This window comes from Enterobacter sp. JJBC (genome assembly GCF_036936505.1).
In the GTDB taxonomy this organism is placed as follows: domain Bacteria; phylum Pseudomonadota; class Gammaproteobacteria; order Enterobacterales; family Enterobacteriaceae; genus Enterobacter; species Enterobacter hormaechei_C.
In genome coordinates this window covers 3,305,109-3,330,466 of the sequence record NZ_CP136935.1, presented here as the reverse complement: position 1 = coordinate 3,330,466, position 25,358 = coordinate 3,305,109, and the positions used below count along the sequence as shown (strand labels likewise).

21 protein-coding genes are annotated in these 25,358 nt (G+C 55.3%); 17 read left to right on the top strand and 4 right to left on the bottom strand.

All coding sequences use genetic code 11. The features are described 5' to 3' along the window. Window positions 1-9 precede the first annotated feature (9 nt). The gene (gene pta, locus RY075_RS15960; RefSeq protein WP_022651538.1) at window positions 10-2,151 is read right to left on the bottom strand and encodes a phosphate acetyltransferase; all 2,142 of its coding nucleotides are present in this window, start codon (window positions 2,149-2,151) and stop codon (window positions 10-12) included. A 75-nt stretch (window positions 2,152-2,226) separates the two neighbouring features. Next, entirely contained in the window at window positions 2,227-3,429 is a 1,203-nt protein-coding gene (ackA, locus tag RY075_RS15955) for an acetate kinase (RefSeq protein WP_015572267.1), read from the bottom strand. 337 nt (window positions 3,430-3,766) lie between these two features. On the opposite strand from ackA, the gene yfbV reads away from it, so the two are divergent. The 4 genes from yfbV (at window position 3,767) to RY075_RS15935 (ending at window position 7,387) form a co-directional block, all read left to right on the top strand. Beyond that, on the top strand, window positions 3,767-4,222 hold the full coding sequence (gene yfbV / locus RY075_RS15950) for a terminus macrodomain insulation protein YfbV (RefSeq protein WP_003861459.1): 456 nt from the start codon (window positions 3,767-3,769) through the stop codon (window positions 4,220-4,222). A gap of 91 nt (window positions 4,223-4,313) precedes the next feature. Then, window positions 4,314-4,808, top strand: a complete 495-nt coding sequence (locus tag RY075_RS15945) for a YfbU family protein (RefSeq protein WP_003861461.1) — start codon at window positions 4,314-4,316, stop codon at window positions 4,806-4,808. A gap of 11 nt (window positions 4,809-4,819) precedes the next feature. Continuing rightward, window positions 4,820-5,479 carry a sugar phosphatase gene (locus tag RY075_RS15940; RefSeq protein ID WP_338627834.1) on the top strand — a complete coding sequence of 220 codons (660 nt, stop codon included), beginning with the start codon at window positions 4,820-4,822 and terminating at the stop codon, window positions 5,477-5,479. A gap of 75 nt (window positions 5,480-5,554) precedes the next feature. Next, window positions 5,555-7,387 (top strand): SLC13 family permease, encoded by a 1,833-nt coding sequence (locus RY075_RS15935; protein ID WP_045350222.1) that lies wholly within the window; start codon window positions 5,555-5,557, stop codon window positions 7,385-7,387. A 53-nt stretch (window positions 7,388-7,440) separates the two neighbouring features. On the opposite strand, the gene yfbR is transcribed toward RY075_RS15935, so the two are convergent. Next, window positions 7,441-8,040 carry a 5'-deoxynucleotidase gene (gene yfbR, locus RY075_RS15930; RefSeq protein ID WP_058659505.1) on the bottom strand — a complete coding sequence of 200 codons (600 nt, stop codon included), beginning with the start codon at window positions 8,038-8,040 and terminating at the stop codon, window positions 7,441-7,443. A gap of 117 nt (window positions 8,041-8,157) precedes the next feature. Then, window positions 8,158-9,372 (bottom strand): alanine transaminase AlaA, encoded by a 1,215-nt coding sequence (alaA, locus tag RY075_RS15925; protein ID WP_003861471.1) that lies wholly within the window; start codon window positions 9,370-9,372, stop codon window positions 8,158-8,160. Window positions 9,373-10,309: 937 nt separating this feature from the next. Between alaA and lrhA the strand changes: the two genes are divergently transcribed. The 13 genes from lrhA (at window position 10,310) to nuoM (ending at window position 25,356) form a co-directional block, all read left to right on the top strand. Next, window positions 10,310-11,248 (top strand): transcriptional regulator LrhA, encoded by a 939-nt coding sequence (gene lrhA / locus RY075_RS15920; RefSeq protein WP_003861473.1) that lies wholly within the window; start codon window positions 10,310-10,312, stop codon window positions 11,246-11,248. Window positions 11,249-11,879: 631 nt separating this feature from the next. Further along, window positions 11,880-12,320 carry an NADH-quinone oxidoreductase subunit NuoA gene (gene nuoA, locus RY075_RS15915; RefSeq protein ID WP_003861475.1) on the top strand — a complete coding sequence of 147 codons (441 nt, stop codon included), beginning with the start codon at window positions 11,880-11,882 and terminating at the stop codon, window positions 12,318-12,320. 15 nt (window positions 12,321-12,335) lie between these two features. Beyond that, window positions 12,336-13,010, top strand: coding sequence for an NADH-quinone oxidoreductase subunit NuoB (gene nuoB, locus RY075_RS15910; RefSeq protein ID WP_003861482.1), 675 nt, complete (start codon window positions 12,336-12,338; stop codon window positions 13,008-13,010). A gap of 89 nt (window positions 13,011-13,099) precedes the next feature. Beyond that, window positions 13,100-14,902 carry an NADH-quinone oxidoreductase subunit C/D gene (gene nuoC / locus RY075_RS15905; protein ID WP_003861484.1) on the top strand — a complete coding sequence of 601 codons (1,803 nt, stop codon included), beginning with the start codon at window positions 13,100-13,102 and terminating at the stop codon, window positions 14,900-14,902. Window positions 14,903-14,904: 2 nt separating this feature from the next. Further along, the gene (nuoE, locus tag RY075_RS15900; RefSeq protein WP_214596255.1) at window positions 14,905-15,405 is read left to right on the top strand and encodes an NADH-quinone oxidoreductase subunit NuoE; all 501 of its coding nucleotides are present in this window, start codon (window positions 14,905-14,907) and stop codon (window positions 15,403-15,405) included. After that, a complete protein-coding gene (nuoF, locus tag RY075_RS15895; protein ID WP_003861487.1) occupies window positions 15,402-16,739 on the top strand; it encodes an NADH-quinone oxidoreductase subunit NuoF in 1,338 nt (445 codons plus the stop codon). The genes nuoE and nuoF overlap by 4 nt, the downstream gene beginning before the upstream one ends. 54 nt (window positions 16,740-16,793) lie before the next feature. After that, on the top strand, window positions 16,794-19,517 hold the full coding sequence (gene nuoG / locus RY075_RS15890) for an NADH-quinone oxidoreductase subunit NuoG (protein WP_003861488.1): 2,724 nt from the start codon (window positions 16,794-16,796) through the stop codon (window positions 19,515-19,517). Then, window positions 19,514-20,491: an NADH-quinone oxidoreductase subunit NuoH gene (gene nuoH / locus RY075_RS15885; protein WP_003861490.1), complete on the top strand. Its 978-nt coding sequence runs from the start codon at window positions 19,514-19,516 to the stop codon at window positions 20,489-20,491. Before nuoG ends, nuoH begins: the two co-directional genes overlap by 4 nt. Before the next feature lie 14 nt (window positions 20,492-20,505). Then, on the top strand, window positions 20,506-21,048 hold the full coding sequence (gene nuoI, locus RY075_RS15880) for an NADH-quinone oxidoreductase subunit NuoI (RefSeq protein ID WP_003861491.1): 543 nt from the start codon (window positions 20,506-20,508) through the stop codon (window positions 21,046-21,048). A gap of 10 nt (window positions 21,049-21,058) precedes the next feature. Continuing rightward, window positions 21,059-21,613, top strand: coding sequence for an NADH-quinone oxidoreductase subunit J (nuoJ, locus tag RY075_RS15875; protein WP_003861493.1), 555 nt, complete (start codon window positions 21,059-21,061; stop codon window positions 21,611-21,613). Beyond that, window positions 21,610-21,912, top strand: a complete 303-nt coding sequence (gene nuoK, locus RY075_RS15870) for an NADH-quinone oxidoreductase subunit NuoK (RefSeq protein WP_003861496.1) — start codon at window positions 21,610-21,612, stop codon at window positions 21,910-21,912. The genes nuoJ and nuoK overlap by 4 nt, the downstream gene beginning before the upstream one ends. Continuing rightward, window positions 21,909-23,750, top strand: a complete 1,842-nt coding sequence (nuoL, locus tag RY075_RS15865) for an NADH-quinone oxidoreductase subunit L (RefSeq protein ID WP_003861497.1) — start codon at window positions 21,909-21,911, stop codon at window positions 23,748-23,750. Before nuoK ends, nuoL begins: the two co-directional genes overlap by 4 nt. A 76-nt stretch (window positions 23,751-23,826) precedes the next feature. Beyond that, window positions 23,827-25,356, top strand: a complete 1,530-nt coding sequence (nuoM, locus tag RY075_RS15860; RefSeq protein ID WP_045896718.1) for an NADH-quinone oxidoreductase subunit M — start codon at window positions 23,827-23,829, stop codon at window positions 25,354-25,356. Window positions 25,357-25,358 lie beyond the last annotated feature (2 nt).

The window sequence follows — 25,358 nt, the reverse complement described above, 5'->3', positions numbered from 1 at the left end:
GGCAAAACATTACTGCTGCTGCGAAGACTGGATCGCCGTCAGCGCGATGGTGTAGACGATATCGTCTACCAGCGCACCACGGGACAGGTCGTTCACAGGTTTGCGCATGCCTTGCAGCATTGGCCCGATGGAGATCAGGTCTGCTGAACGCTGTACCGCTTTATAGGTGGTGTTACCGGTGTTCAGATCCGGGAAGATGAACACGGTAGCGCGACCTGCAACCGGCGAGTTCGGCGCTTTGGATTTCGCCACGTCAGCCATTACCGCGGCATCGTACTGGAGCGGGCCGTCGATCATCAGATCCGGACGTTTTTCCTGCGCAATGCGGGTCGCTTCACGGACTTTCTCTACGTCACTACCTGCACCAGAGGTACCGGTGGAGTAGGAGAGCATCGCGACGCGCGGTTCGATACCGAAGGCAATCGCGGAGTCCGCAGACTGGATAGCGATTTCTGCCAGCTGCTCTGCGGTTGGATCCGGGTTGATCGCGCAGTCGCCGTAAACATAAACCTGTTCAGGCAGCAGCATGAAGAACACGGAGGAGACCAGAGAGCTGCCCGGTGCGGTTTTGATCAACTGCAACGGTGGACGGATGGTGTTCGCGGTGGTGTGAACCGCACCGGAAACCAGACCGTCAACTTCGTCCTGCTCCAGCATCAGCGTACCCAGCACGACGTTGTCTTCCAGCTGCTCGCGCGCAACGGCTTCGGTCATGCCCTTGTTCTTACGCAGTTCAACCAGGCGAGCAACGTAGCTTTCGCGAACCACTTCCGGGTCAACGATCTCAATGCCAGCGCCCAGCTCAACGCCCTGAGACGCCGCAACGCGGTTGATCTCATCCGGGTTACCCAGCAGCACACAGGTCGCGATACCGCGTTCTGCACAGATGGCTGCCGCTTTAACGGTACGTGGTTCGTCGCCTTCTGGCAGAACCACGCGTTTGCCCGCTTTACGCGCCAGCTCGGTCAGCTGGTAACGGAAGGCTGGAGGAGACAGACGACGGCTGCGCTCGGAGGTCGCAGTCAGGGATTCGATCCAGTCCGCATTGATGTAGCCCGCAACGTATTCCTGAACTTTCTCGATACGCTCGTGGTCATCAACCGGCACTTCGAGGTTGAAGCTTTGCAGGCTCAGGGAGGTCTGCCAGGTGTTGGTGTTCACCATGAAGACTGGCAGGCCAGTGGCGAACGCACGCTCGCACAGCTTGCTGATACGCGCGTCCATTTCATAGCCGCCGGTCAGCAGAATTGCACCGATTTCCACGCCGTTCATTGCAGCCAGGCACGCTGCAACCAGCACGTCTGGACGGTCAGCAGAGGTCACCAGCAGTGAACCTGCGCGGAAGTGTTCCAGCATGTGTGGAATGCTACGTGCGCAGAAGGTTACGGACTTCACGCGGCGGGTGTTGATATCGCCTTCGTTGATCACGGTGGCGTTCAGGTGACGCGCCATATCGATTGCACGGGTGGCAATCAGATCGAAGCTCCATGGCACCGCGCCCAGAACAGGCAGCGGGCTGGAATCCTGCAACTTAGCCGGGTCAACTTTGATGACTTTCGCTTTGGAGGAGTCGTCAAAAATTTCGGACAGGTCAGGACGCGTACGGCCCTGCTCATCTACTGGCGCGTTCAGCTTGTTAACAATCACGCCGGTGATGCTGGTGTTTTTCGCACCGCCGAAGCTGCTGCGCGTCAGTTCGATACGCTCTTTCAGCTGCTCTGGGGTATCCGTGCCCTGAGACATCACAAAAACGATCTCTGCGTTCAGGGTTTTCGCGATTTCAAAGTTCAGAGACTGGGCAAACTGGTGTTTACGGGTCGGGACCAGGCCTTCAACCAGCACCACTTCCGCGTCCTGCGCGTTTGCGTGGTAGTTGGCAATGATCTCTTCCATCAGCACGTCTTTCTGGTTGCTGGAGAGCAGAGATTCAACGTGGCTCATCTTCAGCGGTTCAGCCGCTGGCAGATTGGAGTTCTTGCGAACGATGGTGGTGGTCTGGTCTGGCGCATCGCCACCGGCACGTGGCTGGGCGATAGGCTTAAAGACGCTCAGACGAACGCCTTTGCGTTCCATAGCGCGGATCACGCCGAGGCTGACGCTGGTCAGGCCGACGCTGGTTCCGGTAGGGATCAGCATAATAGTACGGGACACGGTTTATCCTCTTTCGTTACCGCCGCGTTGGGCGGGTTACAAAACAGCACCGCCAGCATTGCTGGCGGTGTGGAATCAGGCAGTCAGGCGGTGTGCGTCTTGCGCGATGACCAGCTCTTCGTTAGTTGGAATAACGATAGCAGGGCGGGTGCCTTCTTTGTTGATGAAGCCAGACTTGCCGAAGCGGGCAGCCAGGTTACGCTCATGATCAACTTCGAAGCCCAGAACGCCCAGTTTGCCCAGGGACAGTTCACGTACCATTGCCGCGTTCTCACCGATACCACCGGTGAAGATAACAGCATCCAGACGGCCTTCCATCAGCGCGGTGTAAGAACCGATGTACTTCGCCAGGCGGTGGCAATAAACGTCCATTGCACGTTTAGCGTCAGCTTTTTCTGCGTAGTTGTCTTCAACGTAACGGCAGTCGCTGGTGACCTCGGTCAGGCCCAGCAGGCCAGACTCTTTGGTCAGCATTTTGTTGATGTCGTCAACGCTCATGCCCAGGGTGTCGTGCAGGTGGAAGATGATCGCCGGGTCGATATCACCGGAACGGGTACCCATCACCAGACCTTCCAGCGGGGTCAGACCCATAGAGGTGTCAACACACTTACCGTTGCGGATAGCGGAAACAGAACCACCGTTGCCCAGGTGGCAGGTGATAATGTTGACTTCTTCTACCGGCTTGTTCAGCACTTTTGCGGCTTCCTGAGTCACATAGAAGTGGCTGGTGCCGTGTGCGCCGTAACGACGGACGCCGTGCTCTTTGTACAGGCTGTATGGCAGGGCATAGAGGTAAGACTCTTCCGGCATGGTCTGATGGAACGCAGTATCAAACACGGCCACGTTTTTGTCTTTCAGACTCGGGAAGGATTTCAGTGCTTCAGCGATACCGATCAGGTGAGCCGGGTTATGCAGCGGTGCGAAAGACGCAGAGTCTTTGATACCCTGAATCACGGAGTCGTCGATTACCACGGAACTGGTGTATTTTTCGCCGCCGTGGACGATACGGTGACCAATTGCGGTCAGCTGAGCAGACAGTTCTGGTTTTTGTGCCAGAATAGTGTTAACGATAAAGTTCAGCGCTTCACTGTGAGCGGCGCCTGCACCTAAAGCCGCTTCTTGTTTGCTGCCGTCCATCTTCCACTTGATACGTGCTTCAGGCAGATGGAAACATTCGGCCAAACCAGAGAGGTACTCGTCACCGTTGAGCGCATCGATGATGGCGAATTTCAGTGAGGAGCTACCGCAGTTCAGAACCAGTACTAACTTACTCGACATGGAAGTACCTATTATTGATACGTGGCTAAAAAAACGTCAGTGAGTCTAAAAGCGTAACGCATGCTGACCCAGACATTTATGATTAACATCATGCCAAACGAACATTCTGGCAGGATGAAAGAAATACCTATGATTTTAAGCCATTTTGAACATTTTTCAGACAATGGCATAATATGCGATAATTTGACGAGTTAACTCTTATCGTCTACGGCCCTATCAGGCTGGCACAGGATACCCGATACGGGGTAGCGATGACAAAATATTTTGAACGTTGTCATAGCCTGTTGTGGTTTTGCACGAAAATTTTAATTTTTATATGTGAAGTTGAGGTACAGCCATGTCGACACCCGAAATCCCGTCCGTGAACTTTTTTAGTCTGTTTCGTCGGGGACAGCATTACGCAAAGACATGGCCGATGGAAAAGCGCCTCGCGCCCATGTTTATTGAAAATCGCACTATTCGCGCCACGCGCTATGCGATTCGCTTTATGCCCCCGATTGCCGTTTTTACCCTGTGCTGGCAGATAGCGTTAGGTGGGCAGCTTGGCCCTGCCGTCGCGACGGCGCTCTTTGCGTTAAGCCTGCCGATGCAGGGGCTATGGTGGTTAGGTAAACGTTCCGTCACGCCACTTCCGCCTTCTATTTTACACTGGTTTTATGAAGTGCGTGGAAAACTGGAAGAGGCTGGCCAGGCGCTGGCACCGGTTGAAGGTAAGCCGGACTATCAGGCGCTGGCGGATACCCTCAAGCGTGCGTTTAAACAGCTTGATAAAACATTCCTCGATGACTTGTGATTGATCATCGAAACGACGACCAAAAGAAGGCACAGTAACAATCAGTTACCGTGTCTTTTTTTACAGTGCAATGCGCTACAGGAGTCGAAAGATGGAAATGACCCATGCTCAACGTCTGATTTTGTCTAACCAGTACAAGATGATGACTATGCTTGATCCCGATAACGCTGCGCGCTACAGCCGCCTGCAAACCATTGTTGAACGTGGTTTTGGCTTGCAGATGCGCGAACTGGATCGCGAATTTGGCGAACTGAAAGAGGAAACCTGCCGTATCGTTATCGACATCATGGAGATGTACCATGCGCTGCATGTGTCCTGGACCAATCTGAAGGACCAGCAGACCATTGACGAGCGCCGCGTGACGTTCCTGGGCTTTGATGCTGCGACGGAAGCGCGCTATCTGAGCTATGTACGCTTTATGGTGAATACCGAAGGGCGCTACACCCATTTTGATGCGGGTACGCACGGCTTCAACGCCCAGACCCCGATGTGGGATAAGTATCAACGTATGCTGAGCGCGTGGCACGCCTGTCCGCGCCAGTACCATTTAAGCAGCAACGAAATTCAACAAATCATTAATGCCTGACGGAGGTGCGTGTGCAGTATAAAGGTTTTCTGTTTGATCTGGACGGTACGCTGGTGGATTCGCTGCCGGTGGTGGAGCGCTCGTGGTGCCACTGGGCCGACCGGCACGGCATTGACCATCAGGACGTACTAAATTTCATCCATGGCAAACAGGCCATTACCTCATTGCGGCACTTCCTTGCGGGACGTTCTGAGGAAGAGATTCAGGCGGAGTTCCGCTATCTTGAGCAGATTGAAGCTACCGATACCGAGGATATCACCGCGCTGCCCGGTGCGCGCGAACTGCTTGAGCACCTGAATGAAGCGCAGATCCCGTGGGCTATCGTCACCTCCGGCTCGGTTCCCGTCGCGCATGCACGCCATAAGGCGGCAGGTTTGCCGACGCCGGACGTCTTCATTACCGCTGAGCGCGTGAAGCGCGGCAAGCCTGAACCGGATGCGTTCCTGCTCGGCGCAGAACTGCTTGGCCTGGCGCCAGCGGAGTGCGTGGTGGTGGAAGACGCGGCGGCAGGCGTGCTGGCCGGGCTGAACGCCGGAAGCCACGTCATTGCCGTTAACGTCCCGGCGGGTTCCCCCCGGCTGGAGGAGGCGGATTTCGTGCTTAACACCCTGACCGCCATCGACGTCTCGAAGGTGTCAGACGGAGTTGTAACCGTCTCGCTAAAAATGTAATCCCATGATATAGCCCCGCATTACCGGGGCTTTTTTATGGCAGAATTGCTTCTCCTCCACTGACAAGGACATGTTGTGAACGGTGAACTGATTTGGGTCCTGAGCCTGCTGTTAATCGCCATCATTCTTTTTGCCACGGGCAAGGTGCGCATGGATGCCGTCGCCCTGTTTGTGATTGTCGCATTCGTTCTAAGCGGTACCCTTTCCCTGCCGGAAGCCTTTTCCGGGTTTAGCGATCCCAACGTAATTTTGATTGCCGCTCTGTTTATTATTGGCGACGGGCTGGTCCGCACCGGCGTGGCGACAATGATGGGGTCGTGGCTGGTGAAAGTGGCGGGCAGCAGCGAAACCAAAATGCTGATTTACCTGATGCTGACGGTCGCCGGGCTGGGCGCGTTTATGAGCTCTACGGGCGTCGTGGCCATCTTTATTCCGGTCGTGCTGAGCGTCTGCATGAGGATGCAGATCTCCCCTTCGCGGCTGATGATGCCGTTGAGCTTCGCCGGGCTCATCAGCGGCATGATGACGCTGGTCGCGACGCCGCCGAACCTCGTCGTGAACAGCGAACTGATCCGTGAGGGGCTTGAGGGGTTTAGCTTTTTCAGCGTTACGCCGATCGGGCTGGTGGTACTGGTGATGGGCATTATCTATATGCTATTGACCCGTTTTGCGCTGAAAGGGGAGAAGCAGGATAAAGCCAAAGAGGGCTGGAAGCGGCGCTCTTTCCGCGATCTGATTAAAGAGTATCGTCTGACCGGGCGTGCCCGACGTCTGGCTATCCGCCCGGGGTCGCCTATGGTGGGGCAGCGGCTGGATGACCTTAAGCTACGCGAACGCTATGGCGCGAACGTCATCGGGGTTGAGCGCTGGCGTCGTTTTCGTCGGGTGATCGTTAACGTGAACGGGGTGTCAGAGTTTCGCGCGCGTGACGTCCTGCTGATTGATATGTCCACCGCAGACGTGGATCTGCGGGAGTTTTGTAGTGAGCAGCTGCTGGAGCCGATGGTCCTGCGCGGCGAGTATTTCTCTGACCAGGCGCTGGATGTGGGAATGGCCGAGGTGTCGCTGATCCCGGAATCGGAGTTATTGGGCAAAACCGTGCGTGAAATCGGCTTTCGTACCCGCTATGGCCTCAACGTGGTAGGCCTGAAGCGCGATGGCGTAGCCCTTGAAGGGGCGGTGGTGGATGAGCCGATCCTGCTGGGGGATATCTTCCTCGTGGTCGGCAACTGGAAACTGATTAGCCAGCTCGGGCAGAAAGGCCGCGATTTTGTGGTGCTGAATATGCCGATTGAAGAGAGCGATGCATCACCGGCGCACAGCCAGGCGCCCCATGCGATTTTTTGCCTGGTATTGATGGTTGCCCTGATGCTGACGGACGAGATCCCTAACCCGGTGGCGGCGATAATCGCCTGTCTGTTAATGGGCAAATTCCGCTGTATCGACGCCGAAAGCGCTTACAAAGCGATTCACTGGCCGAGCATTATTCTCATCGTCGGGATGATGCCCTTCGCCCTGGCGCTACAGAAAACCGGCGGGGTGGATTTGATCGTAAAAGGCTTAATGGACGCGGGCGGGGGATATGGTCCGTACCTGATGATGGTTTGCCTGTTCGTCATGTGCGCCACCATTGGTTTGTTCATCTCCAATACCGCAACGGCGGTGCTGATGGCGCCCATTGCACTGGCGATGGCAAAATCGATGGGTGTTTCGCCGTATCCGTTTGCGATGATGGTTGCGATGGCGGCGTCCGCGGCATTTATGACGCCGGTCTCTTCCCCGGTCAATACGCTGGTGCTGGGGCCCGGGAATTATAGGTTCAGTGATTTCGTGAAGCTGGGTGTGCCGTTCACCGTGCTGGTGATGGTGGTGTGCGTGGTGTTAATTCCGGTGTTATTCCCGTTTTAGCGTGAGTGCAGAAACGTAGGCCGGGTAAGGCGGAGCCGCCACCCGGCAAAAAACTACAGCGGCGAATCCTGGCTAATCTCATCCAGTGACAAATGGAAGCTCGGCACAAACATGCGCATAAAGTAGTCCATCTCTTCGCTGCGACGAGATTCCAGCGTTTTTTCCAGACGCGTTTTTGCCAGTAAAAATTCGTTATTCCCGGCGGACAGCTCTTCCAGACACTTCAGGTAGGCGCACAGCGCATCGGCCTGCTTAACCAGGGATTTCTCCTCTTCCGTATACTGATGCTCGTCGATGAGCGGCCCGAAGATATCGCGCAGCTCTTCAGGCACCATGTCGATCAGCTTCTGCTGGGCAATCTTCTCAATAGCTTTATATTCCTGGGCAATCTGCGAGTTGAAATATTTCACCGGCGTAGGCAGATCCCCGGTCAGCACTTCCGATGCATCGTGGTACATCGCCAGCAGGGCGATACGTTCGGCATTCACCTGCCCGTTGAATTTGCGGTTTTTAATCGCGGCCAGCGCGTGCGCGACCATGGCAACCTGTAAACTGTGCTCAGACACATTTTCAGTGCGCACGTTGCGCATCAGCGGCCAGCGGTTGATGAGTTTCAGGCGGGAGAGGTGGGCAAAGAAATGACTCTGACTCATAGGTTACCTTATGTCTTCACTGCGACAGACTTCATTGTGCGGGGAGGGGAGGGAAGATGCAAATTTGCGGATATTGCAGGCCGGGTAAGCGCAGCGCTACCCGGCGGAAAGTCAGCGTTACTGATGGTACCCGGAGAGGAAGCGCCCGAAGCGGCTGATGGCCATTTCGAGATCGTCTTCGCGCGGCAGGGTGACGATACGCACGTGATCCGGCCACGGCCAGTTAAACGCCGTACCCTGAACCAGCAGCACTTTTTCCTGCAACAGGAAGTCGAGCACCATTTTCTGGTCGTCGTGAATATTAAAGCGCTTCGCGTCGATTTTCGGGAACATGTACAGCGCGCCGTTAGGCTTCACGCAGGAGACGCCCGGAATATCATTAATCAATTCCCATGCACGGTTGCGCTGTTCATACAGGCGGCCGCCTGGGACGATAAACTCGCTGATGCTTTGATAGCCGCCGAGTGCTGTCTGGATCGCATGTTGCGCCGGTACGTTGGCGCACAGACGCATGGATGCCAGCATCTCCAGCCCTTCAATGTAGCCTTTCGCATGTTTTTTCGGACCGTTCAGTACCATCCAGCCCTGACGGAAACCGGCAACGCGGTAAGTTTTAGACAGTCCGTTAAAGGTGACCGTTAGCAGATCGGGCGCCAGCGCGGCGATAGAGTGGTGCTGCGCCGCGTCGTACAGGATCTTGTCGTAAATCTCGTCGGCAAAGATGATCAGGTTGTGCTGGCGGGCGATCTCGACGATCTCCATCAGCAGCTCTTTTGAATAGACCGCGCCCGTCGGGTTATTCGGGTTAATGATCACGATACCCCGGGTGCGCGGGGTAATTTTGGCGCGTATATCATCCAGATCCGGGAACCAGTCAGAGGATTCGTCGCACAGGTAGTGCACCGCTTTACCGCTGGACAGGGACACCGCAGCCGTCCACAGCGGATAATCTGGGGCAGGAACCAGCATTTCATCGCCGCTGTTCAGGAGCGCCTGCATCGCCTGAACGATCAGTTCCGAGACACCGTTGCCAATGTAGATATCTTCAACGGTGACGTCGCGCATACCGCGAGCCTGATAGTGCTGCATGATGGCTTTACGGGCGGAGTAAAGCCCTTTTGAATCGCAGTAGCCTTGTGCAGTGGGCAGGTTACGGATCACATCCACCAGGATCTCATCCGGCGCTTCAAAACCAAATGGCGCGGGGTTGCCGATGTTGAGTTTCAGAACCTTATTGCCTTCCTCTTCAAGGCGTTTTGCCTCTTTGAGTACCGGGCCACGGATGTCGTAACAGACGTTGTCGAGCTTGCTGGATTTTTCGATAGGGGACATGAACCTTTAACCTTTTCGCTATTATTGCAACTTCCTGCCGTGGAAGTGTGCACGGAACAATGTACTCCCCCCGCGCTTCGTTTTGAAGGGCGCACAGAAGAAGATTTCGTTCCACCGGGGAATGTCGCTGTGATCGCTTACTCTAACGAGGTAGTGATTTTGTGCCTGAATTTATCGTAATAAAGGTTATTAATGGGTTTTTTATGCTAAAATTTGCATGTAACTATGAATTTTATTCTGGTGTAAATAAAAAGACGATTCGGGCTGATGCATTAGTCCCCCTGAGTGATCATTCGTAAAACCTGAATGCTGAGATACCGATTGCCATATTAGCAAAGCCAGGCTAAAAGTTACTCATGTGAAATTAATGTTAAGGGTTATTAATGAATGGCCTGAATCTAAATTAAACTTTATTTATTATTAACGACGAAAATGCAACTTTCGTTAATTTTAATAAAAAGAGTGTAGTTGCTTATCATTGGCGGTAACTCCTTAATATTGCAATAAGACTTATAAATATAGTGGATTTGGGTTAAGATGTGTTTCGGGAATGCAGCATAGCGATAGGCCTGTTACGTATATCGGCTTCTGCTTTTCTGTATTAATCGATTGTTATTGTTAAAGTTATCTCTGGCTGATTGGGTAAGTCACATCTTGCTACGCTGGCAACGCTGCGATATAGATGGCAGAAAACATGTCTTACTCTTTATGGTATTTACATCGACCTGCAAACAACGAAATATCCTGGACGCAAGAGAATAAAAATAACGTCATGAAACGTGATTTCTGACTGGTGATATACCGCAGTACAATAACTATCTGTCAGGCAGTCTGCCGGGCCGGGATGCGAGGGAAACTCTTCAGAAGGAATTGCTTAACTGTTACACACAGCTTCAACCCGGGCAGCTCCGCACGAGCAACCTGAAAGTGAAAAGATATGATAAATGCAAATCGTCCGATAATGAATCTCGACCTCGATCTGCTGAGAACGTTTGTTGCGGTCGCCGATCTCAACACTTTTGCAGCAGCTGCTGCCGCCGTTTGCCGTACCCAGTCCGCCGTGAGTCAGCAAATGCAGCGGCTGGAACAACTGGTTGGTAAAGAGCTTTTTGCGCGTCATGGACGTAATAAGCTTTTAACAGAACATGGTATTCAGCTTCTGGGTTATGCCAGAAAGATACTGCGCTTTAATGATGAAGCCTGTATGTCATTAATGTTTAGCAACCTTCAGGGAGTGTTAACATTAGGGGCGTCAGATGAATCAGCAGATACCATTTTACCCTTCCTTCTCAACCGAATTAGCTCGGTTTATCCGAAGCTTGCCCTGGACGTTAGCGTTAAACGCAATGCCTTCATGGTTGAGATGCTGACAGAAAACGAGGTTGACCTGGTGGTCACCACGCATCGACCTGGCCAGTTTGACAGCCTGACGCTGCGTACTTCTCCAACGCACTGGTACTGTGCCGCGGAGTATGTATTGCAGAAAGGTGAGCCGATACCCCTGGTCCTGCTGGATGATCCCAGTCCGTTCCGCGATATGGTGCTGGCAGCACTCAACGAAGCCAGTATTCCATGGCGCCTGGCGTACGTGGCGTCAACCTTGCCGGCAGTGCGAGCGGCGGTGAAGGCTGGGCTTGGCGTAACGGCCCGTCCGGTGGAAATGATGAGCCCCGATCTGCGTGTGCTGGGTCAATCCGAGGGACTCCCGTCGTTGCCGGATACGGAGTACCTGCTGTGCCATAACGCTGCCAGCAACAACGAGCTGGCAAAAGTGGTATTCGAGGCAATGGAAAACTACCACAATCCATGGCAGTACGCGGCTGTTACTCCCGAAGGAGGGGATGACTCCCTGATCGTGGAAGGGGATTTTGAGTGATCATTCCCTCAAAATTCTCGTAACAAAATGTAAGTGCAAAAAAGAGCCACTCGCATGATTTTTTCCTGCGAGTGGTTTTTTTTGCTATTCATAACCGCGGGCGGAACAGGGATAAAGCAAATACCGCTTATTTATCAATGCAGAAAATGCTTTTGATTAAGATGTAAACAAGACCTGTTCTAACTTACCTCATACCCCACCGATGTTAAAAAAACAGGAAATATGTTGCTGTTTTTTTGATTGAATTAACAAAAGCGTGTCTCAGATCAAGAAAATACTCCCATTTGGGGGGAGGAATCGTTGGCAAATCCTGTCAAAATAGGAGGGTTATTTTTTTTACTTCCAAAACGGACACGATTCAACAAGATGCATTTGACGGAAAGTCATGTACCCACCAGGGTTAAAGGGCACCAAATGTTAATGAGAATCGCACGTTGTAATTTAATGTGAAGAAACCTTTGTTAAAGTTGACAAAAGGTTATAGAAAGGAGTAAAAAACCCCATCATTTTGCTGTCTATGTCTCATTTCTGACAGTTAGTGTAAGGTTATTTTGTTCCTCCCCATGAATCGATGTGATGCCCATCTGCCAGCAAGAGCAGTGTCGTCGGTATCACTTTTGATGAGTAAGCAATGAGTATGTCAACATCCACAGAAGTCATCGCTCATCACTGGGCATTCGCAATCTTTCTTATTGTAGCCATTGGCCTGTGCTGCCTGATGTTAGTCGGCGGCTGGTTCCTGGGCGGTCGCGCCCGCGCAAGGCACAAAAACACACCTTTCGAATCAGGTATTGATTCAGTAGGTACCGCTCGCTTACGCCTGTCTGCCAAGTTTTACCTGGTAGCCATGTTCTTCGTCATTTTTGACGTGGAAGCGCTTTACCTCTTCGCGTGGTCTACCTCCATTCGCGAAAGTGGTTGGGTGGGCTTTGTCGAGGCCGCAATTTTCATTTTAGTGTTACTGGCCGGTCTGGTTTATCTGGTGCGTATTGGCGCGCTGGACTGGACACCTGTGCGTTCACGCCGTGAACACATCAACCCGGAAAACAGTATCTCTAATCGTCAGCAGTAACAGCGAGGCAATAAGATGGATTATACGCTCACCCGCATAGATCCTAACGGTGAGAATGACCGTTACCCCCTGCAAAAACAGGAGATCGTAACCGACCCCCTGGAGCAAGAAGTCAACAAAAGCGTGTACATGGGCAAGCTCGAACATGCCATGCACGACATGGTCAACTGGGGTCGTAAGAACTCCATCTGGCCATACAACTTTGGCCTTTCTTGCTGCTACGTTGAAATGGTGACGTCATTCACTGCGGTGCATGACGTTGCGCGTTTTGGGGCCGAGGTACTGCGTGCTTCTCCGCGTCAGGCTGACCTGATGGTGGTGGCAGGGACCTGCTTTACCAAGATGGCACCGGTTATTCAGCGTCTTTATGACCAGATGCTGGAGCCAAAATGGGTTATCTCCATGGGCGCATGTGCAAACTCCGGCGGTATGTACGACATTTATTCCGTTGTGCAGGGCGTTGATAAGTTCATTCCGGTGGATGTGTACATCCCGGGTTGCCCGCCGCGTCCAGAGGCCTATATGCAGGCGCTGATGCTGCTCCAGGAGTCAATTGGTAAAGAACGCCGCCCGCTTTCATGGGTTGTTGGCGATCAGGGTGTCTATCGCGCGAACATGCAGTCTGAGCGCGAGCGTAAACGTGGTGAACGTATTGCCGTCACCAACCTGCGTACGCCTGACGAAATTTAATTTGCGCCTGTGGGCCTGGAGAACACCTTCGCATATCACTACTCAAATAGCGCGAAGCCAGGCTTAACAGTCACCACGGACCATTTGCAATGGTGAACAATATGACCGACTTAACCGCGCAAGAAGCCGCCTGGCAGACTCGGGATCATCTCGATGACCCGGTCATTGGCGAACTGCGCAACCGTTTTGGGCCGGATGCCTTTACTGTTCAGGCCACCCGCACCGGGGTACCCGTTGTTTGGGTGAAGCGTGAGCAATTACTGGAAGTTGTCGATTTCCTCAAGAAATTGCCAAAACCTTACGTCATGCTGTTTGACTTACACGGCATGGACGAACGTCTGAGAACGCACCGCCAGGGTCTCCCTGCCGCGGATTTTTCCGTTTTCTACCACCTGATCTCAATAGACCGCAACACGGATATCATGCTCAAGGTGGCATTGTCTGAAAACGACATGCATCTGCCGACGATCACCAAACTTTTCCCGAACGCCAACTGGTACGAGCGTGAAACCTGGGAAATGTTCGGCATGACCTTCGACGGCCACCCGCATCTGACGCGCATCATGATGCCGCAGACCTGGACCGGCCACCCGCTGCGTAAAGACTACCCGGCACGCGCCACCGAATTCGACCCGTTTGAGCTAACCAAAGCCAAGCAGGATCTGGAGATGGAAGCGCTGACCTTCAAGCCGGAAGACTGGGGCATGAAGCGCGGCACCGAAAACGAGGACTTCATGTTCCTCAACCTGGGTCCAAATCACCCCTCTGCGCACGGTGCGTTCCGTATCATCCTTCAGCTTGACGGCGAAGAGATTGTCGACTGCGTCCCTGACATCGGCTACCACCATCGTGGTGCCGAGAAGATGGGCGAACGTCAGTCCTGGCACAGCTACATTCCGTATACCGACCGTATCGAATACCTCGGCGGCTGCGTGAACGAAATGCCATACGTGCTGGCCGTTGAGAAACTGGCAGGCATCACCGTCCCGGATCGCGTTAACGTGATTCGCGTAATGCTGTCTGAACTGTTCCGTATTAACAGCCACCTGCTGTACATCTCCACGTTCATTCAGGACGTCGGCGCGATGACGCCGGTCTTCTTCGCCTTTACCGACCGTCAGAAAATCTACGATCTGGTGGAAGCGATTACCGGTTTCCGTATGCACCCAGCCTGGTTCCGTATTGGTGGTGTGGCGCACGATCTGCCGCGCGGTTGGGACCGTCTGCTGCGTGAATTCCTCGACTGGATGCCGAAACGTCTGGCGTCTTACGAGAAAGCCGCGCTGCGTAACTCCATCCTGAAAGGCCGTTCCCAGGGCGTTGCTGCCTACGGCGCGAAAGAAGCGCTGGAGTGGGGGACTACCGGTGCTGGCCTGCGTGCGACCGGGATTGATTTCGACGTGCGTAAAGCGCGTCCTTACTCTGGTTACGAGAACTTCGACTTTGAAGTCCCGGTTGGCGGCGGTGTTTCCGACTGCTACACCCGCGTGATGTTGAAAGTGGAAGAGCTGCGCCAGAGCCTGCGCATCCTTGAGCAGTGCCTCAACAACATGCCGGAAGGCCCGTTCAAGGCGGATCACCCGCTGACGACGCCGCCACCGAAAGAGCGCACGCTGCAACATATCGAGACCCTGATCACCCACTTCCTGCAAGTTTCCTGGGGCCCGGTCATGCCGGCACAGGAATCCTTCCAGATGATTGAAGCGACCAAGGGTATCAACAGCTACTACCTCACCAGCGACGGCAGCACCATGAGCTACCGCACCCGCGTGCGTACGCCAAGCTTCGCGCACTTGCAGCAGATCCCGGCCGCCATTCGCGGCAGTCTGGTCTCCGACCTGATTGTGTATCTGGGTAGTATCGATTTTGTTATGTCAGATGTGGACCGCTAATTATGCACGAGAATCAACAACCACAAACCGAGGCTTTTGAGCTGAGTGAAGCAGAGCGTGCCGCCATTGAGCACGAGATGCACCACTACGAAGACCCGCGTGCGGCGTCCATTGAAGCGCTGAAAATCGTACAGAAACAGCGTGGTTGGGTGCCGGATGGGGCGATCTATGCGATCGCAGAAGTGCTGGGCATTCCGGCAAGTGACGTAGAAGGCGTAGCCACGTTCTACAGCCAGATCTTCCGTCAGCCGGTAGGCCGCCATGTGATCCGCTACTGTGACAGCGTGGTCTGCCACATCACCGGTTATCAGGGCATTCAGGCTGCGATTGAGAAGAAACTCAATATCAAGCCGGGCCAGACCACCTTCGACGGACGCTTTACTCTGCTGCCAACCTGCTGCCTGGGTAACTGCGACAAGGGGCCGACCATGATGATTGATGAGGACACTCACAGCTATCTGACGCCGGAAGCGATTCCTGACCTGCTGGAGCAGTACAAATGAAAACTGTAATTCGTACTGCTGAGACGCATCCGCTGACCTGGCGTCTGCGTGATGACAAACAGCCGGTATGGCTCGACGAATATCAGAGCAAAAACGGCTATGCCGGTGCGCGTAAAGCCCTTGGCGGCATGGCGCCGGACGACATCGTTAACGCGGTGAAAGAGTCTGGCCTGAAAGGCCGCGGTGGTGCGGGCTTCTCCACCGGTCTGAAGTGGAGCCTGATGCCGAAAGATGAATCCATGAACATCCGTTACCTGCTGTGTAACGCCGATGAAATGGAGCCGGGTACCTATAAAGACCGTCTGCTGATGGAACAGCTGCCGCACCTGCTGGTGGAAGGCATGCTGATCTCCGCGTTCGCGCTGAAAGCGTACCGTGGCTACATCTTCCTGCGCGGCGAATACATCGAAGCGGCGGAAAACCTGCGTCGCGCGATTGCCGAAGCCACCGAAGCGGGACTGCTGGGTAAAAACATCCTGGGCACCGGGTTTGACTTCGAGCTGTTCGTGCACACCGGTGCAGGGCGTTATATCTGCGGTGAAGAGACCGCGCTGATTAACTCCCTGGAAGGCCGCCGTGCGAACCCGCGTTCCAAGCCGCCGTTCCCGGCAAGCTCCGGCGTGTGGGGTAAACCGACCTGTGTGAACAACGTCGAAACCCTGTGTAACGTTCCGGCTATCCTCGCCAACGGCGTGGAGTGGTATCAGGGCATCTCCTCAAGTAAAGATGCCGGTACCAAGCTGATGGGCTTCTCCGGCCGCGTGAAAAATCCTGGCGTCTGGGAACTGCCGTTCGGTACCACCGCCCGCGAAATTCTTGAAGACTACGCCGGCGGCATGCGCGATGGCCTGAAATTCAAAGCCTGGCAGCCGGGTGGGGCAGGGACGGACTTCCTGACCGAAGCCCACCTTGACCTGCCAATGGAGTTCGAAAGCATTGGTAAAGCAGGTAGCCGTCTGGGTACCGCGCTGGCGATGGCCGTCGACCACGAGATCGGCATGGTATCCCTGGTGCGTAACCTGGAAGAGTTCTTCGCCCGCGAGTCCTGCGGCTGGTGCACACCGTGCCGTGATGGTCTGCCGTGGAGCGTGAAGATCCTGCGTGCTATCGAACGTGGCGAAGGCCAGCCTGGCGATATCGAGACACTTGAGCAACTGTGTCGATTCTTAGGACCGGGTAAAACCTTCTGTGCCCACGCACCGGGCGCCGTCGAGCCGCTGCAAAGCGCGATTAAATATTTCCGCGACGAATTCGAAGCAGGCATCAAGCAGCCGTTCAGCAATACCCATTCGATCAATGGTATTCAGCCGAACCTGCTGAAAGCGCGCTGGTAAAAACAGAATTTTGATTAACGCTCGGTTTCGGCCGAGCCAACTGGAAGCATGCTAATGGCTACGATTCATGTAGACGGCAAAGAATACGAAGTCAACGGGGCGGACAACCTGCTGGAAGCTTGTCTGTCTCTTGGCCTCGATATTCCGTACTTTTGCTGGCATCCGGCGCTGGGCAGCGTCGGTGCTTGCCGCCAGTGTGCGGTGAAGCAATATCAAAACGCGGAAGACACGCGTGGTCGCCTGGTGATGTCCTGTATGACGCCAGCCGCCGAAGGCACCTTTATTTCGATTGATGACGAAGAAGCCAAACAGTTCCGTGAAAGCGTGGTGGAGTGGTTGATGACCAACCACCCGCACGACTGTCCGGTGTGTGAGGAGGGCGGTAACTGCCACCTTCAGGATATGACCGTCATGACCGGTCACAGCTTCCGTCGCTATCGCTTTACCAAACGTACCCACCGTAACCAGGATCTGGGGCCGTTCATCTCTCACGAAATGAACCGCTGCATCGCCTGCTACCGCTGCGTGCGTTACTACAAAGATTATGCAGACGGTCAGGATCTGGGCGTGTATGGCGCGCATGACAACGTTTACTTCGGTCGTCCGGAAGACGGTACGCTTGAAAGTGAATTCTCCGGTAACCTGGTAGAAATCTGTCCGACCGGCGTATTCACGGATAAAACCCACTCTGAACGTTACAACCGTAAATGGGACATGCAGTTTGCGCCAAGCATCTGCCAGCAGTGCTCCCTTGGCTGTAACACCAGCCCGGGTGAACGTTACGGCGAACTGCGTCGTATCGAAAACCGTTACAACGGTACCGTTAACCACTACTTCCTCTGCGACCGCGGTCGTTTCGGCTATGGCTATGTGAACCTGAAAGACCGTCCGCGTCAGCCGGTTCAGCGCCGTGGCGATGACGTCATTACCCTCAACGCTGAGCAGGCGATGCAGGGCGCGGCAGATATTCTGCGTCAGTCGAAGAAAGTGATCGGCATTGGCTCCCCGCGCGCCAGCATCGAAAGCAACTTCGCGCTGCGCGAGCTGGTTGGGGCGGAAAACTTCTACACCGGTATCGCCCAGGGCGAGCAGGAACGTCTCCAGCTGGTACTGAAAGTGCTGCGTGAAGGCGGCATTCACACGCCTGCGCTGCGCGAAATCGAATCTTATGATGCGGTTCTGGTGCTGGGTGAAGATCTGACGCAGACTGGCGCACGCGCGGCCCTGGCGGTTCGTCAGGCGGTGAAAGGCAAAGCACGTGAAATGGCAGCGGCGCAGAAAGTGGCTGACTGGCAGATTGCGGCCATCCTCAACATCGGCCAGCGCGCGAAGCATCCTCTTTTTGTGACTAACGTCGACAACACCCGTCTGGACGATATCGCAGCGTGGACCTACTGCGCGCCGGTTGAAGATCAGGCGCGCCTCGGATTTGCCATTGCCCACGCGCTGGACAGCAACTCGCCGGCCGTTGAACTGGATCGCGACCTGCAAAACAAGGTCGACGTGATTGTTCAGGCGCTGGCGGGGGCGAAGAAACCGCTGATTATTTCCGGTACCAACGCCGGTAGCGCTGAAATCATTCAGGCCGCAGCGAACGTTGCCAAAGCCCTGAAGGGCCGCGGCGCTGACGTTGGTGTGACCATGATTGCCCGTGCGGTGAACAGCATCGGTCTGGGTATGATTGGCGGCGGCTCGCTGGAAGACGCGTTAAGCGAACTGGAATCCGGTGCCGCTGACGCCGTTGTGGTGCTGGAAAATGACCTGCATCGCCACGCTTCTGCCGCTCGCGTTGACGCCGCGCTCTCCAGAGCGCCGCTGGTGATGGTTATCGACCATCAGCGCACCGCGATCATGGACAAAGCGCATCTCGTACTCTCTGCGGCAAGCTTCGCAGAAAGCGATGGTACGGTTATCAACAACGAAGGCCGCGCACAGCGTTTCTTCCAGGTTTATGACCCGGCCTACTACGACAGCAACACCGTGATGCTGGAAAGCTGGCGCTGGCTGCACTCTCTGCACAGCACCGTGCAGAGCCGTGAAGTGGACTGGACGCAGCTCGACCACGTTATCGACGCGGTTGTTGAGAAACTGCCTCAGCTGGCGGGTATTAAAGATGCCGCGCCGGACGCAAGCTTCCGCATTCGCGGCCAGAAACTGGCGCGTGAGCCGCACCGCTACAGCGGTCGTACCGCGATGCGCGCCAACATCAGCGTGCACGAACCGCGTCAGCCGCAGGATAAAGACACCATGTTCGCCTTCTCGATGGAAGGGAACAACCAGCCGTCTGCGCCGCGTTCGCAAATCCCGTTTGCATGGGCACCGGGCTGGAACTCCCCGCAGGCATGGAACAAATTCCAGGCTGAAGTGGGCGGTCACCTGCGCCACGGCGATCCAGGCGTGCGTCTGATTGAAGCCTCCGAAACCGGTCTGGACTTCTTCACCACCGTTCCGGCGAGCTTCCAGGCGCAGGAAGGTCACTGGCGCATTGCACCGTACTACCATCTGTTCGGTAGCGACGAAATGTCCCAGCGTTCTCCGGTATTCCAGCAGCGTATGCCGCAGCCGTACATCAAGCTCAACCCGGCGGATGCCGCGAAGCTTGGCGTTAACGCGGGTGCGAACATTGCCTTTAGCTACGACGGCCAGACAATCAGCCTGCCGCTGATTATTTCTGAACGCCTGTCAGCAGGGCAGGTGGGTCTGCCGATGGGTATGCCTGGCATCGCGCCGGTCCTGGCGGGTGCGCATCTTGATAACCTTCAGGAGGCAAAAGCATGAGTTGGTTAACGCCGGATCTTATCGACATCCTGCTGAGCATTCTGAAAGCGGTTGTGATTCTGCTGGTGGTCGTCACCTGCGGCGCGTTCATGAGCTTTGGTGAACGTCGTCTGCTCGGTCTGTTCCAGAACCGTTACGGACCGAACCGCGTGGGCTGGGGTGGTTCACTCCAGCTGGTCGCGGACATGATCAAGATGTTCTTTAAAGAGGACTGGGTTCCGCGCTTCTCGGACCGCGTGATCTTTACGCTGGCGCCGATGATCGCCTTCACCTCGCTGCTGCTGGCGTTTGCTATCGTTCCGGTCAGCCCGACCTGGGTGGTCGCTGACCTGAACATCGGCATTCTGTTCTTCCTGATGATGGCAGGCCTCGCGGTCTACGCGGTGCTGTTCGCAGGCTGGTCCAGTAACAACAAATACTCGCTGCTGGGTGCGATGCGTGCTTCCGCGCAGACGCTGAGCTACGAAGTGTTCCTGGGTCTCTCCCTGATGGGCGTGGTGGCGCAGGCCGGTTCATTTAACATGACCGACATCGTCAACAACCAGGCCGACATCTGGAACGTTATCCCGCAGTTCTTTGGGTTTATTACCTTTGCCATCGCGGGCGTGGCGGTGTGTCACCGTCACCCGTTTGACCAGCCAGAAGCCGAACAGGAACTGGCCGACGGTTACCACATTGAATATTCCGGTATGAAGTTCGGTCTGTTCTTCGTGGGCGAGTACATCGGTATCGTCACCATTTCGGCGTTGATGGTAACGCTGTTCTTTGGTGGCTGGCATGGCCCGTTCTTACCGCCGTTCATCTGGTTCGCGCTGAAAACCGCGTTCTTCATGATGATGTTCATTTTGATTCGCGCAGCGTTACCGCGTCCGCGTTATGACCAGGTAATGTCCTTCGGCTGGAAAGTGTGCCTGCCGCTGACGCTCGTCAACTTGTTGGTAACGGCGGCTGTCATTCTCTGGCAGCAGCCATAAGGGGCTTTGAGATCATGACCTTAAAAGAATTATTAGTAGGTTTCGGCACCCAGGTACGCAGTATCTGGATGATCGGCCTGCATGCGTTTGCCAAACGCGAAACCCGGATGTACCCGGAAGAGCCGGTATATCTGCCGCCGCGCTACCGTGGACGTATCGTGCTGACGCGCGACCCGGACGGTTCCGAGCGTTGCGTTGCCTGTAACCTGTGTGCGGTAGCGTGTCCGGTGGGCTGTATCTCTCTGCAAAAAGCAGAGACGGTAGACGGCCGCTGGTATCCTGAGTTCTTCCGCATCAACTTCTCACGCTGCATTTTCTGCGGTCTGTGTGAAGAAGCGTGCCCAACCACGGCGATTCAGCTGACTCCAGACTTTGAGCTGGGTGAGTACAAGCGTCAGGATCTGGTGTACGAGAAAGAGGATCTGCTGATTTCCGGTCCGGGCAAATACCCGGAATATAACTTCTACCGGATGGCGGGTATGGCAATCGACGGCAAAGATAAAGGCGAAGCAGAGAACGAAGCTAAGCCTATCGACGTCAAGAGCCTGTTACCGTAAGGAGAGGGCAATGGAATTCGCTTTTTATATCTGTGGCCTTATCGCCATCCTGGCTACGCTGCGAGTGATCACGCACACCAATCCGGTGCATGCGCTGCTGTATTTAATCATCTCGCTGCTGGCTATTTCCGGGGTGTTCTTTGCGCTGGGCGCGCACTTCGCCGGTGCGCTGGAAATCATCGTCTACGCCGGGGCCATCATGGTGCTGTTCGTGTTCGTGGTGATGATGCTCAACCTGGGCGGCTCTGAAATTGAGCAGGAACGTCAGTGGTTAAAACCGCAGGTGTGGATTGGCCCGGCGATTCTGTCGGCCATCATGCTGGCGGTGATTGTTTACGCCATTCTGGGCGTCAACGACCAGGGTATCGACGGGACGCCAATCAGCGCGAAAGCCGTGGGTATCACCCTGTTTGGTCCGTACGTTCTGGCGGTTGAGCTGGCCTCGATGCTGCTGCTGGCGGGTCTGGTTGTGGCCTTCCACGTTGGCCGCGAAGAGCGTGTCGGCGAGGTGCTGAGCAACCGCACTGACGACCGCGCGAAAAGAAAAACGGAGGAACGCGCATGATCCCCTTAACACATGGACTGATCCTCGCTGCGATTTTATTCGTTCTGGGCTTAACCGGTCTGGTTATCCGCCGCAATCTGCTGTTTATGCTGATCGGTCTGGAAATCATGATCAACGCTTCCGCGCTGGCCTTTGTGGTCGCCGGCAGCTACTGGGGCCAGACCGATGGTCAGGTGATGTACATTCTCGCCATCAGCCTCGCGGCTGCTGAAGCGAGTATTGGCCTGGCGCTGTTGCTACAGCTCCATCGTCGCCGCCAGAACCTGAACATCGATTCAGTAAGTGAGTTGCGTGGATGAACATGCTTGCCTTAACCATTATTTTTCCGCTGATTGGCTTCGTGCTGCTGGCGTTTTCTCGCGGCCGCTGGTCTGAGAATCTGTCTGCCACCGTGGGCATTGGCTCTATCGGCCTGGCTGCGCTGGTCACAGCGTATGCGGGTATCGACTTCTTTAACAATGGACGTCAGGCCTACAGCGTACCGCTGTGGAACTGGATGTCGGTCGGTAACTTCAACATCGGTTTCAACCTGGTGCTGGATGGTCTGTCTCTGACCATGCTCTCCGTGGTCACCGGCGTCGGCTTCCTGATCCACATGTTCGCCTCCTGGTACATGCGCGGTGAAGAGGGATACTCCCGCTTCTTCGCCTACACCAACCTGTTTATCGCCAGCATGGTGGTTCTGGTGCTGGCCGATAACCTGCTGCTGATGTATCTGGGCTGGGAAGGCGTGGGTCTGTGCTCTTACCTGCTGATCGGTTTCTACTACACCGATCCGAAGAATGGCGCAGCGGCCATGAAAGCGTTCGTCGTGACCCGCGTGGGTGACGTCTTCCTCGCTTTCGCGCTGTTCATTCTCTACAACGAACTGGGCACGCTGAACTTCCGCGAAATGGTGGAACTGGCGCCGGCGCACTTCGAAGCAGGCAACAACATGCTGTGGTGGGCAACGCTGATGCTGCTGGGTGGCGCCGTGGGTAAATCCGCGCAGCTGCCGTTGCAGACATGGCTGGCCGACGCGATGGCGGGTCCAACCCCTGTCTCCGCGCTGATCCACGCCGCGACCATGGTTACCGCCGGTGTCTACCTGATTGCGCGTACCCATGGCCTGTTCCTGATGACTCCGGAAATTCTGCATCTGGTGGGTATTGTCGGTGCGGTTACGCTGGTGCTGGCAGGCTTTGCCGCGCTGGTGCAGACCGACATCAAACGCGTTCTCGCGTACTCCACCATGAGCCAGATTGGTTACATGTTCCTGGCGCTGGGCGTTCAGGCGTGGGATGCGGCCATTTTCCACCTGATGACGCACGCGTTCTTTAAAGCGCTGCTGTTCCTCTCATCCGGTTCGGTGATCCTGGCCTGCCACCACGAGCAGAACATCTTCAAAATGGGCGGACTGCGTAAGTCCATCCCGCTGGTCTATGTCTGCTTCCTGGTGGGCGGCGCGGCGCTGGCGGCACTGCCGCTGATTACCGCGGGCTTCTTCAGTAAGGACGAAATCCTTGCGGGCGCCATGGCGAATGGTCATATCAATCTGATGGTTGCGGGTCTGGTCGGTGCGTTCATGACCTCCCTGTACACCTTCCGTATGATTTTCATCGTCTTCCACGGTAAAGAACAAATTCACGCTCACGCAGGGAAGGGGATTACCCACCACCTGCCGCTGATTGTGCTGCTGGTCCTGTCCACCTTCGTTGGCGCGATGATTGTGCCACCGTTGCAGGGTGTACTGCCGGCAACAACCGAGCTTGAGCACGGTCGCGTTCTGACGCTTGAAATCACCTCCGGCGTAGTGGCTATAGCGGGCATCCTGATTGCCGCATGGCTGTGGCTGGGCAAACGCACGCTGGTAACTGCCGTTGCCAACAGCGCGCCGGGCCGTCTGCTGGGCACCTGGTGGTACAACGCGTGGGGCTTCGACTGGCTGTACGACATGATCTTCGTGAAGCCGTTCCTGGGCATTGCGTGGCTGCTGAAGCGCGATCCACTGAACAGCCTGATGAATATCCCGGCGATCCTCTCTCGCTTTGCAGGTAAAGGCCTGCTGTTTAGCGAGAACGGTTATCTGCGCTGGTATGTGGCGTCCATGAGCATCGGTGCGGTTGTCGTGCTGGCGCTGCTGATGGTGTTGCGTTGATCGTAAAGTGAATTTTATTCGAATTCGTTGAAAATCAGGCCCCTGCTGGGGGCCTTAAAAAGGAATGTAAATCGCCATGTTACTACCCTGGCTAATATTAATTCCCTTCATCGGCGGCTTCCTGTGCTGGCAGACCGAACGCTTTGGCGTGAAGATGCCGCGCTGGATCGCGCTGATCACCATGGGATTGACGCTCGCGCTTGGCCTGCAACTGTGGTTGCAGGGTGGCTACTCACTGACCCAGTCTGCGGGCCTTCCGCAGTGGCAGTCTGAGTTCATTCTGCCGTGGATCCCACGTTTCGGTATCACGATCCACCTGGCGATTGACGGTCTGTCGCTGCTGATGGTCGTGCTGACCGGTCTGCTCGGCGTTCTGGCGGTACTTTGCTCCTGGCGAGAAATCGAAAAATACCAGGGCTTCTTCCACCTGAACCTGATGTGGATCCTGGGCGGCGTGATCGGCGTGTTCCTGGCCATCGACATGTTCCTGTTCTTCTTCTTCTGGGAGATGATGCTGGTGCCGATGTACTTCCTGATCGCGCTGTGGGGCCATAAGGCGTCCGACGGTAAAACGCGTATCACGGCGGCCACCAAGTTCTTCATCTACACCCAGGCGAGTGGTCTGGTGATGTTGATTGCCATCCTGGCGCTGGTGTTTGTGCATTACAACGCGACCGGTGTCTGGACCTTCAACTACGAAAACCTGCTGAAGACCCCGATGTCCCACGGCGTGGAATACCTGCTGATGCTAGGCTTCTTTATCGCCTTCGCGGTGAAAATGCCGGTGGTTCCGCTGCATGGCTGGCTGCCAGACGCGCACTCTCAGGCGCCAACGGCAGGTTCCGTTGACCTGGCGGGTATCTTGCTGAAAACCGCGGCTTACGGTCTGCTGCGTTTCTCCCTGCCGCTGTTCCCGAACGCCTCCGCAGAGTTCGCGCCGATTGCCATGTGGCTGGGCGTGATCGGTATCTTCTACGGTGCATGGATGGCCTTCACGCAGTACGACATCAAACGTCTGATTGCTTACACCTCCGTTTCCCACATGGGCTTCGTGCTGATTGCCATCTACACCGGCAGCCAGCTGGCGTACCAGGGCGCGGTGATCCAGATGATTGCGCACGGCCTGTCCGCTGCCGGTCTCTTCATCCTGTGTGGTCAGCTGTACGAACGTCTCCATACCCGCGACATGCGTATGATGGGCGGTCTGTGGGGCAAAATGAAATGGCTGCCGGCGCTCTCGATGTTCTTCGCGGTGGCGACTCTGGGTATGCCGGGTACCGGTAACTTCGTCGGCGAGTTTATGATCCTGTTCGGCAGCTTCAACGTGGTACCGACGATCACCGTCATCTCCACCTTTGGTCTGGTGTTTGCCTCCGTGTACTCGCTGGCGATGCTGCACCGCGCTTACTTCGGTAAAGCGAAGAGTGAAATTGCTGCACAAGAATTGCCGGGGATGTCGCTGCGAGAGCTGTTCATCATCCTGCTGCTGGTCGTACTGCTGGTGCTGTTGGGCTTCTATCCGCAGCCGATTCTGGATACCTCGCACTCCGCGATGGGTAACATCCAGCAGTGGTTTGTTAATTCTGCTTCTACTACAAGGCCGTAATT

Bases quoted from the DNA above. Each gene is read 5' to 3' on its own strand.
- alaA (WP_003861471.1), bottom strand. From the start codon at position 9,372: ATGTCCCCTATCGAAAAATCCAGCAAGCTCGACAACGTCTGTTACGAC.
- ackA (WP_015572267.1), bottom strand. From the start codon at position 3,429: ATGTCGAGTAAGTTAGTACTGGTTCTGAACTGCGGTAGCTCCTCACTG.
- nuoH (WP_003861490.1), top strand. From the start codon at position 19,514: ATGAGTTGGTTAACGCCGGATCTTATCGACATCCTGCTGAGCATTCTG.
- nuoK (WP_003861496.1), top strand. From the start codon at position 21,610: ATGATCCCCTTAACACATGGACTGATCCTCGCTGCGATTTTATTCGTT.
- nuoL (WP_003861497.1), top strand. From the start codon at position 21,909: ATGAACATGCTTGCCTTAACCATTATTTTTCCGCTGATTGGCTTCGTG.
- nuoC (WP_003861484.1), top strand. From the start codon at position 13,100: ATGGTGAACAATATGACCGACTTAACCGCGCAAGAAGCCGCCTGGCAG.
- nuoE (WP_214596255.1), top strand. From the start codon at position 14,905: ATGCACGAGAATCAACAACCACAAACCGAGGCTTTTGAGCTGAGTGAA.
- yfbV (WP_003861459.1), top strand. From the start codon at position 3,767: ATGTCGACACCCGAAATCCCGTCCGTGAACTTTTTTAGTCTGTTTCGT.
- nuoM (WP_045896718.1), top strand. From the start codon at position 23,827: ATGTTACTACCCTGGCTAATATTAATTCCCTTCATCGGCGGCTTCCTG.
- nuoA (WP_003861475.1), top strand. From the start codon at position 11,880: ATGAGTATGTCAACATCCACAGAAGTCATCGCTCATCACTGGGCATTC.
- nuoJ (WP_003861493.1), top strand. From the start codon at position 21,059: ATGGAATTCGCTTTTTATATCTGTGGCCTTATCGCCATCCTGGCTACG.
- nuoI (WP_003861491.1), top strand. From the start codon at position 20,506: ATGACCTTAAAAGAATTATTAGTAGGTTTCGGCACCCAGGTACGCAGT.
- RY075_RS15945 (WP_003861461.1), top strand. From the start codon at position 4,314: ATGGAAATGACCCATGCTCAACGTCTGATTTTGTCTAACCAGTACAAG.
- lrhA (WP_003861473.1), top strand. From the start codon at position 10,310: ATGATAAATGCAAATCGTCCGATAATGAATCTCGACCTCGATCTGCTG.
- nuoB (WP_003861482.1), top strand. From the start codon at position 12,336: ATGGATTATACGCTCACCCGCATAGATCCTAACGGTGAGAATGACCGT.
- nuoF (WP_003861487.1), top strand. From the start codon at position 15,402: ATGAAAACTGTAATTCGTACTGCTGAGACGCATCCGCTGACCTGGCGT.
- yfbR (WP_058659505.1), bottom strand. From the start codon at position 8,040: ATGAGTCAGAGTCATTTCTTTGCCCACCTCTCCCGCCTGAAACTCATC.
- nuoG (WP_003861488.1), top strand. From the start codon at position 16,794: ATGGCTACGATTCATGTAGACGGCAAAGAATACGAAGTCAACGGGGCG.